The organism is Dyella sedimenti (genome assembly GCF_022760995.1).
GTDB classification, from domain to species: domain Bacteria; phylum Pseudomonadota; class Gammaproteobacteria; order Xanthomonadales; family Rhodanobacteraceae; genus Dyella; species Dyella sedimenti.
This window is the reverse complement of sequence record NZ_JAKWJO010000005.1, coordinates 141,142-154,039: the sequence shown is the minus strand read 5'-3', so window position 1 is coordinate 154,039 and position 12,898 is coordinate 141,142. Positions and strand designations below refer to the sequence as shown.

Genomic DNA, 12,898 nt, shown 5'->3' with positions numbered 1-12,898 from the left:
AGATGCTGCAGATCAAGCCCATCCTCGCCGCCCTCAGGCGCCATAAGGCCGGCACCATCCTGATCGCCTTGCAGATCGCGCTGACGCTGGCGATCGTCTGCAACGCGCTGTTCATCATCGGCCAGCGGCTGGAGCGCGTGCGTCGCCCGACGGGCATGGTGGAAACCGACCTGATGGCGATCCAGTCGCGCTTCGTTGGCACCGAGGAAAACAAGACGTCGCCGCTGATCAAGGCCGACCTGCAGGCTCTGCGCCAGTTGCCGGGCGTGCAGGACGTGGTGTCGCTCAACTCCTATCCGCTGCGTGGCGGCGGCTGGTCCACCGGCGTGCGCACCGACGTGGATGCGAAGAATTCCAAGGCGCACACCACGCAGTATTTCGGCGACGAGCACACGCTGGGGACGATGGGCCTGCACCTGCTCGAAGGGCGCAACTTCCGCGCCGACGAAATCATGCAGGCCGATCCGCAGGCGTTGCCCGATTCGGCCGCGATCATCGTGAGCAAGGCGCTGGCCGACAAGCTGTATCCGGAGGGCCATGCGCTGGGCAAGCCGGTCTACATCGGCGATTCCAAGAGTCCCAGCACCATCGTCGGTATCGTGGAGCGTCTTGGGGTACCGTGGAACGGCACGTGGACCGACTCGTTCTACGAGAACTCGTTGATTCAGCCAGTGCAATTGGTCAGTTCGTTCACCAACTACCTGATCCGCGCCAAGCCCGGCCAGCTGGCCGACGTGCTGAAGGCCGCGCCGGCGGCGCTGGTGAAGGTGAACCGCATGCGCGTGATCCCGTCCGAGCGCGGCGTGCGCACGTTTGCCCAGGTGCGCGAGTACGCCTACAAAGGCGACCGCGGCATGGCGATCCTGATGGGCGTGGTATGCCTGGTGCTGCTGGCGATCACCGCGGCGGGCATCGTGGGCCTCACCAGTTTCTGGGTGGGGCAGCGGCGCAAGCAGATCGGCGTGCGCCGCGCGCTGGGCGCGACCCAGCGCGACATCCTGGGGTACTTCCTCACCGAAAACCTGCTGATCGGCGTGGCCGGCGTGGCCATCGGCGCGCTGCTCGCCATCGGCATGAACCTGTGGCTGGTGACACAGTTCGAGATGGCGCGCCTGTCGCTGGCCTACGTGCTGGTGGGCGTGGTGGCGCTGCTGCTGCTGGGGCAGGGCGCGGTACTGGCGCCGGCGATGCGCGCCTCGCGCGTGCCACCGGTGGAGGCGACGAGGTCGGTATGAGCGGCATGTTCGTCCACAACCTGAAGCTGGGCGCGGCGAGCCTGCGGCGCAATCCGCTGCTCACCGCACTGATGATCATGTCGATCGGTTTCGGCGTGGCGGCTTCGATGGTGACCTTCTCGGTGTTCCGCGCGGTCTCGGGCGACCCGATTCCCCAGAAGTCGGCGCGGCTTTTCACGCCGCAGATCGACAACCGTGGCCCGCAGTACAACCGTCACGGCGAGCCGCCCGACGCGCTCACCTACACCGATGCGATGGCGCTGATGCGCGCGCACCGCGCGGCCCGTCAGACCCTGCTGTTCATGGTGGGCCTGTCGGTGATGCCCGACAACGCGCGGATAATGCCGTTCAAGGCCGTCGGCTACGCCACCCATGGCGACTTCTTCCCGATGTTCGACGTGCCCTTCCTGTACGGGCGGCCCTGGGGCGCCAGCGAGGACGAGGCGCGTGCGCCCGTGGTGGTGATCGGCCGAGCGTTGAACCAGAAGCTGTTCGGCGGGGCGAACAGCGTGGGGCGCGAGATCACCATGGACGACCGCCAGTACCGCATTGTCGGTGTGATCGACGACTGGAACCCGGTGCCGCGTTTCTACGACATGTTCAGCAACGGCGCTTTCGGCGATGCGCCGCAGATCTATATCCCGTTCACCTATGCCATCGCGCAGAAGATCGACACCTACGGCAGCAACAGCTGCGGCAGCGTGGGCGCGCGCGGCGACGACTGGGACAGCTGGCTGCGCGGCGAATGCGTGTGGGTCAGCGCCTGGGTGCAACTGGATACGCCCGGGCAGGTGCGGGCCTATCGCCAGTTCCTGGACGGCTACGCCGAGGACCAGCGCCGTGCCGGCCGCTTCGCCTGGGCGCCGAACAACCGCCTGCGCGACGTGACCGCGTGGCTGGATTACGAGCACGCCGTGCCGCCGGAAAGCCGTATAGCGCTCAGCGTGGCGCTGGGCTTCCTGGTGATCTGCCTGGTCAACACGATCGGCCTGCTGCTGGCCAAGTTCATGCGGCGCGCGCCGGAGATCGGCGTGCGCCGCGCGCTGGGCGCGGCGCGCGGCGACATCTACCGCCAGTTCCTGGCCGAGGCCGGCATGGTCGGCTTGGCCGGCGGCCTGCTGGGCGTGCTGCTGACCGGCCTGGGCATGCTGGGCGTCGGCCTGGTGTTCGAGCCGGCTGTCGCCAAGCTCGCCACGCTCGATCTTTCGCTGGTCGCGCTGACCCTGCTGGTAGCCGTGCTGGCTACGTTGCTGGCGGCCTTCTACCCGACCTGGCGGGCGGCGCAGGTGCAGCCCGCCTGGCAGCTCAAGTCCAACTGAGCGGGGGAGACGCCATGCAGATCAAGCCGATTCTTTCCGCGCTGCGCCAGCACAAGGCCGGCACGCTGCTGATCGCGATGCAGATCGCGCTCACGCTGGCCATCGTGTGCAATGCGTTGTTCATCATCCAGCAACGGCTGGCGCACCTGTCCGAACCGACCGGCATCGACGAGCCTGACATCTTCGTCGTGCAGAACGAATGGGTAGGCAAGCTTTCCACCAGCCAGGCCGACGCCAGGATGCAGGAGGACCTGCGCGCCATCCGGCAGTTGGCCAGCGTGCAGGACGTCACGCCGAGCAATTCCTATCCGCTGCGCGGCAGCGGCTGGGACGACGGCATCCGGCTCAAGCCCGACCAGTTGCAGGACACCTCCGGCTCCACCGTTTATTTCGGCGACGAGCATTTCATCGACACGCTGGGCGTGAAACTGGTGGCCGGCCGGAATTTCCGCCCGGAGGAAGTCGCGCCGATGGACATGCGCTACAGCCTCTCGCCGCCGGTGGTGATCGTGACCCGCGCGCTCGCCGACAAGCTGTTCCCGGCGGGCGACGCGTTGGGCAAGACGATCTACCTGGCAGGCTCGCCCACCGCCATCGTCGGCATCATCGATCAGTTGCAGGCGCAGAGCGTGGAGCGCTGGGCAGCCGCCTTTGCCCATCGTTCGGTGATCGTGCCCCGCCGCCTGGCCGTGTCGCTGGGCGCCTACTACATCGTGCGCGCCCGTCCGGGCCAGCTCGACGCCGCCATGCGCGAGACGCCCAGGGCCCTGTTCGCCATCAATCCCCGCCGCGTCATCAGCGACAAGGACGGCCTGCTGAGCTTCGCCCAGGTGCGCGACCGTGCCTACGAGCGGGACCGCGGCATGGCGATCCTGATGGGCCTGATCTGCGTGGTGCTGCTGGCGATCACCGCGGCGGGCATCGTGGGCCTGACCAGCTTCTGGGTAGGGCAGCGGCGCAAGCAGATCGGCGTGCGCCGCGCGCTGGGCGCGACCCGGCGCGACATCCTGGGCTATTTCCTCACCGAGAACCTGCTGATCAGCTGCGGCGGCGCGCTGCTGGGCGTGCTGCTCGCCGTGGCGGTGAACCTGTGGCTGGTGGTGCGCTTCGAGATGAACCGGCTGTCGCTGGCCTATGTGCTGGCAGGGGTGGTGTTGCTGCTGTTGCTGGGACAGGGAGCGGTACTGGCGCCGGCGCTGCGCGCCTCGCGGGTACCGCCGGTGGAAGCCACGCGCTCGGTGTGAGCGTGCGGCGCATGCATGGAGAATCATTGATGTTCGGCTATTACCTGGACCTGGCCCTGCGCAGCCTCAAGCGCAACAAGATGCTCACCGCGCTGATGGTGCTGGCGATCGCGCTGGGCATCGGCGCCAGCATGACCACGCTGACCGTGCTGCACGTGCTGTCGGGCGATCCCCTGCCCGGCGCCAGCGCCACGCTGTTCTACCCGCAGCTCGACCCGCAGGACATGGACGGCTACGAGCCGGACCGCGAGCCACCACGCCAGGTCACCTGGATCGACGGCATGAACCTGCTGCACGCCCGGCGCGCCGACCATCAGGCCCTGATGACCGGCGGGGCGGTACCGGTGCAGCCGGCGCAGTCGGGGCTGGACCCCTTCTACAGCGATGCGCGCTACACCAGCAGCGATTTCTTTCCGATGTTCCAGACCCCGTTCCTGTACGGACATGGCTGGAGCGCGGCCGACGACGAAGGCAAGGCGCGGGTGGTGGTGATCAGCCGCAGCCTCAACGACAAGCTGTTCGGCGGCAAGGACAGCACCGGCCAGACGCTGCGCATGAAGGACACCGCCTTCAGCATCGTCGGCGTGCTCGACGAGTGGCGTCCCAATCCGCATTTCTACGACGTGAACATGGGCAACTACGCCTCCTCCGAGGACGTTTTCTTGCCGCTGGCCACGGCGCGCCAGCTCCAGCTGGACCGCAACGGCTCGATGGATTGCTGGGGCAACGGCGGCGGCGACGAAAGCAACCTGGAAAACGCGCCCTGCGTGTGGCTGCAGTTCTGGGTGCAACTGGACAGCCCGGCCAAGGTGGCCGACTACAAGGCGTTCCTGGCCAACTATTCGCGCGAGCAGAAGGCGCTGGGACGCTTCCAGCGTCCCGTCAACGTACGCCTGTCCGGGCTGATGGAATGGCTGGACATCAACAAGGTGGTGCCGGGCGATGTGCGCCTGCAGGCCTGGCTGGCGCTGGGCTTCCTGCTGGTATGCCTGGTCAACACGGTGGGCCTGATGCTGGCCAAGTTCCTGCGCCGTGCCGGCGAGCTCGGCGTGCGCCGCGCGCTGGGCGCCTCCCGGCGCGAGGTGTTCGCGCAGCTGCTGGTGGAATCGGGCGTGGTCGGCCTGGCCGGCGGCGTATGCGGCCTGCTGCTGGCCTTCGGCGGACTGTGGCTGGTGCGGCGGCAGCCGTCGGACTACGCGGCGCTGGCGCACCTGGACATGACGATGCTGCTGGCCACCTTCCTGCTGGCGGTCGGCTCGACCCTGCTGGCGGGCCTGCTGCCCGCCTGGCGTGCTTGCCAGATCACCCCCGCGCTGCAACTGAAGAGCCAGTGAGGAGGCGAGACTATTCCATGGATATCCTGCCCATTCTTTCCACCTTGCGCCGCCACAAGATCACCGCCTTCCTGGTGATCCTGGAGATCGCGCTCACCTGTGCCATCGTGTGCAACGCGGTGTTCATCATCAGCCAGCGGCTCGACCGCATGGCCATGCCAAGTGGCGTGGACGAGCACCGGCTGCTGCACGCCATGCTGGCGAACATCGGCGCCACCAGCGACGGCAAGGCGCGCACGCAGGAGGACCTCGCCGCGCTGCGGCAGATTCCCGGCGTGGCCGAGGTGGCCTCGGTCAACCAGGTGCCGTTCGGAGGCTCCTCCTGGAACACCGGCATCAAGCTCGATCCCAAGCAGCACACGTCCACGCTCAACGCCACCACCTACTATGGCGAGAACCTCGTGCGGACGCTGGGAGCGCAACTGGTGGCCGGCCGTGACCTGCTGCCGGACGAGTACATGGATTTCGACGACGTGGTGCGCGCCGCGGCGGCCAAGGACAACCGCATGACGCCCCACGTGGTGGTGATCACGCAGAAGCTGGCCGAGCGGCTGTGGCCGGGGCAGTCCGCGCTGGGCAAGCAGATCTACCTTTCCGACGACCCGGTGAACGTGGTGGGCGTGGTCAAGGAGCTGGTCCGCCCGTCGATCTGGGACGACGCTACCGCCAGCTACAGCATGGTCCTGCCCATCCGCGTAAGCCAGGGCGAGTACCTGCTGCGCACCGCTTCGCCACAGGACCGCGAGCGCGTGCTGGCCGCCGCGCTGGACAAGCTCAAGCAGATCAATCCGCACCGCGTGGTGCTCAAGAAGCACATCTTCGACGACATGCGCCACAACTACTTCCAGGACGACCGCGCCATGGCGGGCCTGCTGGCGGGCGTGTGCGTGGCGCTGCTGGTGGTCACCGCGCTGGGCATCGTCGGCCTGGGCAGCTTCTGGGTGGCCCAGCGGCGCAAGCAGATCGGCGTGCGTCGCGCGCTGGGCGCCACTCGCCGCAACATCCTGCACTACTTCCAGACCGAGAACTTCCTGCTCGCCACCATCGGCATCGCGCTGGGCATGCTGCTGGCCTACGGCATCAACCTGCTGCTGATGGCGCACTACGAGCTGCCGCGCCTGCCCGCGAGCTATTTCCCGGTGGGTGCGCTGCTGTTGTGGCTGATCGGCCAGCTGGCCGTGCTCGGCCCGGCCCTGCGCGCGGCGGCGGTACCGCCGGTGGTGGCCACGCGGTCGGTGTGAGGTGCTCCGCTCCCTTGTCGGGAGCGGGGCAGGCAAATGCAATCGAAGGGGATCGATGGATGTTCGGCTACTACCTTGACCTGGCCCTGCGCAGCCTCAAGCGCAACAAGGCGCTCACCGCGCTGATGGTGCTGGCGATCGCCGTGGGCATCGGCGCGTGCATGACCACGCTGACGGTGATGCACCTGTTGTCGGGCGACCCGCTGCCGGGCCGCAGCCAGCGCATCTTCTATGCGCAGGTCGATCCGGACATCACCGACAAGGAAGGCCAGCGCGAGCCGCCGGACATGCTGGACTACCACTCGGCAACCGACCTGTGGAGCGCGCGCCGCGCCGACCGCCAGGCCTTGGTAGTGGACAGCCGGCTCAAGCTGCACGCGCCGGACGTGAACCTGCCGCCGCTGATGGCGACGATGCTGTCCACTACCACCGATTTCTTTCCCATGTTCGACGTGCCGTTCCAGTACGGCGGTGGCTGGAGCGCGGACGACGATGCCCGGCATGCGCGGGTGGCGGTGATTTCCGCCGACCTCAACCTCAGGTTGTTCGGCGGCGCCGACAGCGTGGGCCGCACGCTGCGCCTGCGCGAGAGCGACGTGCGCATCGTCGGCGTGCTCAAGCCATGGCGGCCTTCGCCGCTGTTCTATGCCGTGGCGGGCGGGCGTTTCAGCAACGGCGACACGGCCGATTTCTACGGCAAGGCGGAGGACGTGATGACGCCGTTCTTCACCGGGCTGGAGATCAACGACGGCAACTTCCAGCAGTTCAACTGCTGGGGCATCCCCAGCACGCCCGGACACCTGCAGAACGCGCCCTGCAACTGGATCAGGCTGTGGGTGGAGCTCGGCGATGGCGGCAAGGTGGCCGGCTACCGTCGCTTCCTCGCCGACTACGCCGCGCAGCAGAAGGCCCTGGGGCGCTTCACCGTGGCCGGCAACACGCGCCTGCGCAGCCTGATGCAATGGCTGGACTTCAATGGCGTGGTGCCCAGCGACGTGCGCCTGCAGACCTGGCTGGCCTTCGCCTTCCTCGCCATCTGCCTGTTCAACACGGTAGGGCTGCTGTTGGCGAAGTTCCTGCGTCGCAGCGGCGAGATCGGCGTGCGCCGAGCGCTGGGCGCCTCGCGCCTGGCGATCTTCGCGCAATGCCTGATGGAGGCAGGGATGGTCGGCCTGCTCGGCGGCATCGGTGGCTGGCTGCTCACCCTGGCCGGGCTGTGGCTGGTGCGCCGCCAGCCGGCGGCCTATGCCGACATGGCTTACCTGGACACCACCATGTTCCTCGCCACCTTTGCCTTGGCGGTGGCGGTCAGCGTGCTGGCCGGCCTGTTGCCGGCGGTACGCGCCAGCCGCATCGCGCCGGGATTGCAGCTGAAGGCGCTATGACGCGCCGGCGGTTTTCCACGCCATTCGTTTCGATAGGGGGCCATGTCGCCATGCAGATCAAACCCATCCTCGTCGCCTTGCGCAAGCACCGGCTGGCCACCGCGCTGATCGCGCTGGAAATCGCGCTGGCCTGCGCGGTGCTGTGCAACGCCTGCTTCCTCATCGCCGGCCGGCTGGCCAACATGCATATCGTCAGCGGCGTGGACGAGCCTTCGCTCGCGCTGGTCGCCGTGACGGGCTATGACGACGCGCAAGGGCCGGACGTCAATGCGCGCGTCGTCGCCGGGCTGCGCGGCATCGCCGGCGTGCAGTCGGTCGATGTCGTCAGCACCGTGCCGTTCGGATCGCAGGCTGGCGCGGTCGGCATCACCAAGGACCAGGCCGGGCAATCCTTCGGCGGGGTGATCGACGTCTACGTGGGCGGCCCGGGCAGCGTGCAGGCGCTGGGCCTGAAACTGATCGCGGGCGCCTGGCCGCAGGCCGCGGACTACCAGCCGCTCGACAGCTGGTTTCCCACCGAGGCGCGCACGGTGGTCAGCAAGGCGCTGGCCGAGCACCTGTGGCCGGGCGAGAGTCCGCTGGGCAAGGAATTCTGGTGCGACAAGTTCCACTTCCGCGTGATCGGCATGGTCGACCACCTGCCCATCGCCCAGCCGGGCAGCCGGGGTGTGGCCAGCGCGGAATGGGCGGCCTTCGTGCCGGCGATGCCGGGGCGCTTCCTCAACGGCACCTACCTGCTGCGCGCCGATCCCAGGGAGCTGCCGCGCATTCTCCGCGATGCCCCGGCGGCGGTCGCCAAGGCGGCGCCGGACGTGGTGTACGACCACGCCGGCAGCAAGACCGTCAGCGATTTTCGCCGTGACTACTTCGAACGCGACCGCGCGATGGCCGGCCTGCTGGCCGGGGTGATCGTTGCGCTGCTGCTGGTCACCGCGCTGGGCATCGTCGGCCTGGCCAGCTTCTGGGTGCAGCAGCGGCGCAAGCAGATCGGCATCCGCCGCGCCATCGGCGCGACGCGGCACGACATCCTGCGCTACTTCCAGACCGAGAACTTCCTGATCGTCAGCGGCGGTATCGTCGTGGGCATGGCCATGGCCTTTGCCCTGAACCTGGTGCTGATGAAGTTCTATGAGCTGCCACGGCTGCCGCTGTACTACCTGCCGGTCGGCGCGCTGGCGCTATGGGTACTGGGCCAACTGGCCGTGCTGGCGCCGGCCCGGCGCGCGGCGGCGGTGCCGCCGGTGGTGGCGACGCGGTCGGTCTAGCCAGATGGCCAGGCATGCGGTTCGGCACGGGTGCCGGGCCGCGGTCCGTGCAGAATAGGGCCTATCTCAACCCAAGGGGTGCATGCATGAAGATCGGACCGCGAATGCTCGTGTCGGGCCTGCTGGCGGCGGCCTGCGCCGTGTCGGCCCAGGCCGCCACGCCGGATGTCGCCACGCGTGTGAAGGCGCTCAACGACCTGCTGGCCGAGCAGTGGCAGCACGGGCTGGAAAACCAGCCGGAGTTCGCCACCATCCTCGGCGACCTGCGCTACAACGACCGCTGGAGCGATGCCTCGCTGGCGCATTCGCAGGCCGAGTACGCCAAGACGCAGGATTTCCTCAAGCGCTTCCAGGCCATCGATACCACCGGCTTCCCCGACGAGGACAAGCTCAACCAGCAGCTGATGGTCCGCCAATTGCAGGATGCGCTGAAGGCGCACGAGCTGAAGATCGACGAGATGCCGCTGGACCAGATGAACGGCGTGCACTTGGCGCTGGCCGGCTTCGTCAGCTCCATCCCGTTCGACAATGCCAAGGAATACGACGACTACCTGGCGCGCCTGAAGGCGGTGCCCAGGCTGATGGACCAGGTGGTCGAGCTGGCCCGGCAGGGCGAGAAGGACGGCATGATGCCGCCGAAGTACCTGCTGGAGAAGGTGGTCACGCAGATCGACAGCATCGCCAAGCCGGCCGGCATGGACAGCGTGTTCGCCGAGCCGCTCAAGCATTTCCCCAAGAGCGTGCCGGCGGCTGAGCAGAAGCGCCTGCATGACGCCATCCTCGCCGCCATCGACCAGGACGTGCGCCCGGCCTACCGCAAGCTCGGCGAGTTCGTGGCCAAGGACTACGCCCCGCACGGTCGCAGCGAGCCGGGCGTGTGGCAGCTGCCCAATGGCGATGCGATCTACCGCTTCGACGTCGAGCAGATGACCACCACCCGCGAGACGCCCGAGCGCATCCACGAGCTGGGCCTGGCCGAGGTCAAGCGCATCGAGGGCGAGATGACCGCCATCGCCAAGGCGCAGGGCTACGCCGACCTGGCCAGCTTCCGCGCCGCGCTGAAGAACGATCCGCGCACCCACGCCAAGTCGCGCGAGGACATCCTCGACCGCTACCGCGGCTACATCGCCGGCATGCAGCCGGAGCTGCCCAAGCTGTTCGGCCTGCTGCCCAAGACCAAGGTGCAGGTGGTGCCGGTGGAGGCGTTTCGCGAGAAGGAGGCCGCCGCCGCCGAATACCACCAGGGCACGCCGGATGGTTCGCGTCCCGGACAGATCTTCGTCAACACCGGCGACTTCGCCAACCGCAGCGTGCTGACCATCGAGTCCACCGCGTACCACGAGGGCATCCCCGGCCACCACATGCAGATCTCCATCGCGCAGACCCTGCCCAAGCTGCCGCCGTTCCGCCAGCAGGCCGGCTACACCGCCTACGTGGAAGGCTGGGCGCTGTACGCCGAGCGGCTGGGCAAGGACATCGGCTTCTACAAGGACCCGCTGTCCGACTACGGCCGCCTGTCCGACGAACTGCTGCGCGCCGACCGCCTGGTGCTCGATACCGGCGTGCACTACAAGCACTGGACGCGCCAGCAGATGGTGGACTTCTTCCACGCCCACTCCAGCGAGGACGAGCCGGACGTGCAGGCCGAAACCGACCGCTACGTCACCTGGCCGGGCCAGGCGCTGGCCTACAAGATGGGCCAGCTGAAGATCCTGGAGCTGCGCGAGCGCGCGAAGAAGGCGCTGGGCGAGCAGTTCGACATCCGCGCCTTCCACGACGAGATCCTCGGCGGCGGCGCGCTGCCGCTGGACGTGCTGGAAGCGCGCACCGACGCCTGGATCGCCGCGGTGAAGGCGGGCAAGGTGCCGGCGCATCCGAAGGCCGGTTGATGAGGCCATCACGCGCGTGCCGCCGAGGCGGCGCGCGCCCCACCGATGAGGAGAACGCCGTGTCGCGATTGTCCAAGACACTGCTGCTGGCCCTGGCATTGCTGCTGCCGTTCGCCGGCGCCCGTGCGGATGGCTGGTTCGCCTGGATTTCCGACAATACGCTGCGCTGGCACAGCGGCGGCGAGAGCCTGCACCTGTCCACCGACAAGGCGGGCGGCGTCGACGTGAAGAACCTGATGCCGGCCGGATTGTGGGGGCTGGCCAAGGACGACGTGATCCTGGAGGCCGACGGCAGGGTGCTGCACGACGTGGCCGGGCTGATGGTCGCGCTGCGCGCCCACGGCGATTCCCCGGTGCCGCTCAAGGTGCGGCGCGCTGGCGCCGAGCGCAGCCTGGCATTGCCCGGCGAGGCCCGCCGCCACCTGCTGCACGAGGATCCGCCCGCGCCGCCGGTGACACCCGTCTCGCCGGTGCCGCCCGTGCCACTCGCTGGCGGCTGAGCGTGTGCAAGGTCTCCGGGTGATCGCAGCCCCCCCTCCCAGCCATGCGAAGGCCTTGAACCGTTACCAATGACACCGGCCGCAAAAAAGATGGCAACCTTTTGGCGTGGAGATGCATCCATGCCTACATGTGCAAGCGACGCATGCGAACCGTACTGATCATCGACGACAACCCAGCCGTGGGCGAGGCGCTCTCCCTGGCCTTGTCGCTCCATGAAATCCGCCCTCTGACCGCGCTGACGCCCGAGCAGGGACTGGCCATGCTCGAGTGCGAGCAGGTCGACGTGGTGATCCAGGACATGAACTTCACCGCCGACACCACCTCGGGCGAGGAGGGCATCGCGCTGTTCCGCGCCATCCGCCAGCGCCACGCCGACCTGCCGGTGATCCTGCTGACCGCCTGGACCCACCTGGAAACCGCGGTGGAACTGGTCAAGGCGGGCGCCGCCGACTATCTCGCCAAGCCGTGGGACGACGCCAAGCTGCTGGCCACGGTGGAGAACCTGCTGGAGCTGTCCGAATCCACCCGCGAGGTGGCGCGCACCCGCAACGAGCGCCGCCGCCGCCGCGAGGACCTGCAGCGCCGCTACGAGCTGGATGGGCTGGTGTTCGCCTCCGAGGCCATGGCGCGCACGCTGGACCTGGCCTGCCAGGTGGCGCGTTCGGACGTGCCCGTGCTTATCACCGGCCCCAATGGCGCCGGCAAGGAGCGCATCGCGGCCATCGTGCACGCCAACTCGGCGGCCAGGCGGGGCGCTTTCATCGCCGTCAATTGCGGCGCGCTGCCCGGCGAGCTGATCGAGGCCGAGCTGTTCGGTGCCGAGGCCGGTGCCTACACTGGCGCCAACAAGGCGCGCGAGGGCCGCTTTGAGCTGGCCGACGGCGGCACGCTGTTCCTCGACGAGATCGGCAACCTGCCGCTGTCGGGCCAGGTGAAGCTGCTGCGCGTGCTGGAAACCGGCCAGTTCGAGCGGCTGGGCTCCGGCCGCACGCGCCACGTGAAGGTGCGCGTGCTCAGCGCCACCAATGCGGACCTGAAGGCGATGATCCGCGCCGGCACCTTCCGCGAGGACCTCTACTACCGCCTGAACGTGATCGAGGTGAATCTGCCGCCGCTGGCCGAGCGCGTGGACGACATCCTGCCGCTGGCCGAGCACTTCCTTGGCGGCCGCGCCGAGCTCACCGACGCCGCGCGCGAGGCGCTGCTGGCCTATGCGTGGCCGGGCAACGTGCGCGAGCTGAAGAACGCGATCGAGCGCGCGGCCCTGCTGGCCGCCAACGGCCGCATCGCGCCCGAGCAGCTCAACCTGCCGCCACTGGCGCCGGCGGCCGCGCGCAACCTGGACGAACCCAGCCGCGAGACGGTGGAGGCCGCGCTTGACAAGGCCGGCGGCGTGGTCAGCCGCGCCGCCCAGTCGCTGGGCCTGTCGCGCCAGGCGCTGTATCGCCGCATGGAGCGCTATGGGCTGGCCCAGACCTGACCGGT

The 12,898-nt window shown here is 68.4% G+C and carries 10 protein-coding genes; all 10 read left to right on the top strand.

All coding sequences use genetic code 11. From position 1 onward, the window contains the following. The first annotated feature begins 2 nt into the window (after window positions 1-2). Window positions 3-1,235, top strand: coding sequence for an ABC transporter permease (locus MJ605_RS12435; RefSeq protein ID WP_243041841.1), 1,233 nt, complete (start codon window positions 3-5; stop codon window positions 1,233-1,235). A gap of 5 nt (window positions 1,236-1,240) precedes the next feature. Beyond that, window positions 1,241-2,554, top strand: coding sequence for an ABC transporter permease (locus MJ605_RS12430; protein WP_243041981.1), 1,314 nt, complete (start codon window positions 1,241-1,243; stop codon window positions 2,552-2,554). Between the two features lie 14 nt (window positions 2,555-2,568). Beyond that, complete coding sequence (locus tag MJ605_RS12425; protein ID WP_243041840.1) at window positions 2,569-3,798, top strand: ABC transporter permease; 1,230 nt, start codon at window positions 2,569-2,571, stop codon at window positions 3,796-3,798. Between the two features lie 29 nt (window positions 3,799-3,827). Beyond that, on the top strand, window positions 3,828-5,132 hold the full coding sequence (locus MJ605_RS12420; protein WP_243041839.1) for an ABC transporter permease: 1,305 nt from the start codon (window positions 3,828-3,830) through the stop codon (window positions 5,130-5,132). A 17-nt stretch (window positions 5,133-5,149) separates the two neighbouring features. Further along, on the top strand, window positions 5,150-6,373 hold the full coding sequence (locus MJ605_RS12415) for an ABC transporter permease (RefSeq protein WP_243041838.1): 1,224 nt from the start codon (window positions 5,150-5,152) through the stop codon (window positions 6,371-6,373). A gap of 59 nt (window positions 6,374-6,432) precedes the next feature. Next, entirely contained in the window at window positions 6,433-7,758 is a 1,326-nt protein-coding gene (locus tag MJ605_RS12410) for an ABC transporter permease (RefSeq protein WP_243041837.1), read from the top strand. A gap of 50 nt (window positions 7,759-7,808) precedes the next feature. Next, complete coding sequence (locus MJ605_RS12405) at window positions 7,809-9,023, top strand: ABC transporter permease (RefSeq protein WP_243041836.1); 1,215 nt, start codon at window positions 7,809-7,811, stop codon at window positions 9,021-9,023. 86 nt (window positions 9,024-9,109) lie between these two features. Further along, window positions 9,110-10,912 (top strand): DUF885 domain-containing protein, encoded by a 1,803-nt coding sequence (locus MJ605_RS12400; RefSeq protein WP_243041835.1) that lies wholly within the window; start codon window positions 9,110-9,112, stop codon window positions 10,910-10,912. Window positions 10,913-10,971: 59 nt separating this feature from the next. Further along, window positions 10,972-11,412, top strand: coding sequence for a PDZ domain-containing protein (locus tag MJ605_RS12395; protein WP_243041834.1), 441 nt, complete (start codon window positions 10,972-10,974; stop codon window positions 11,410-11,412). A 143-nt stretch (window positions 11,413-11,555) separates the two neighbouring features. Beyond that, on the top strand, window positions 11,556-12,893 hold the full coding sequence (locus MJ605_RS12390) for a sigma-54-dependent transcriptional regulator (protein WP_243041833.1): 1,338 nt from the start codon (window positions 11,556-11,558) through the stop codon (window positions 12,891-12,893). The last annotated feature ends 5 nt before the right edge of the window (window positions 12,894-12,898 follow it).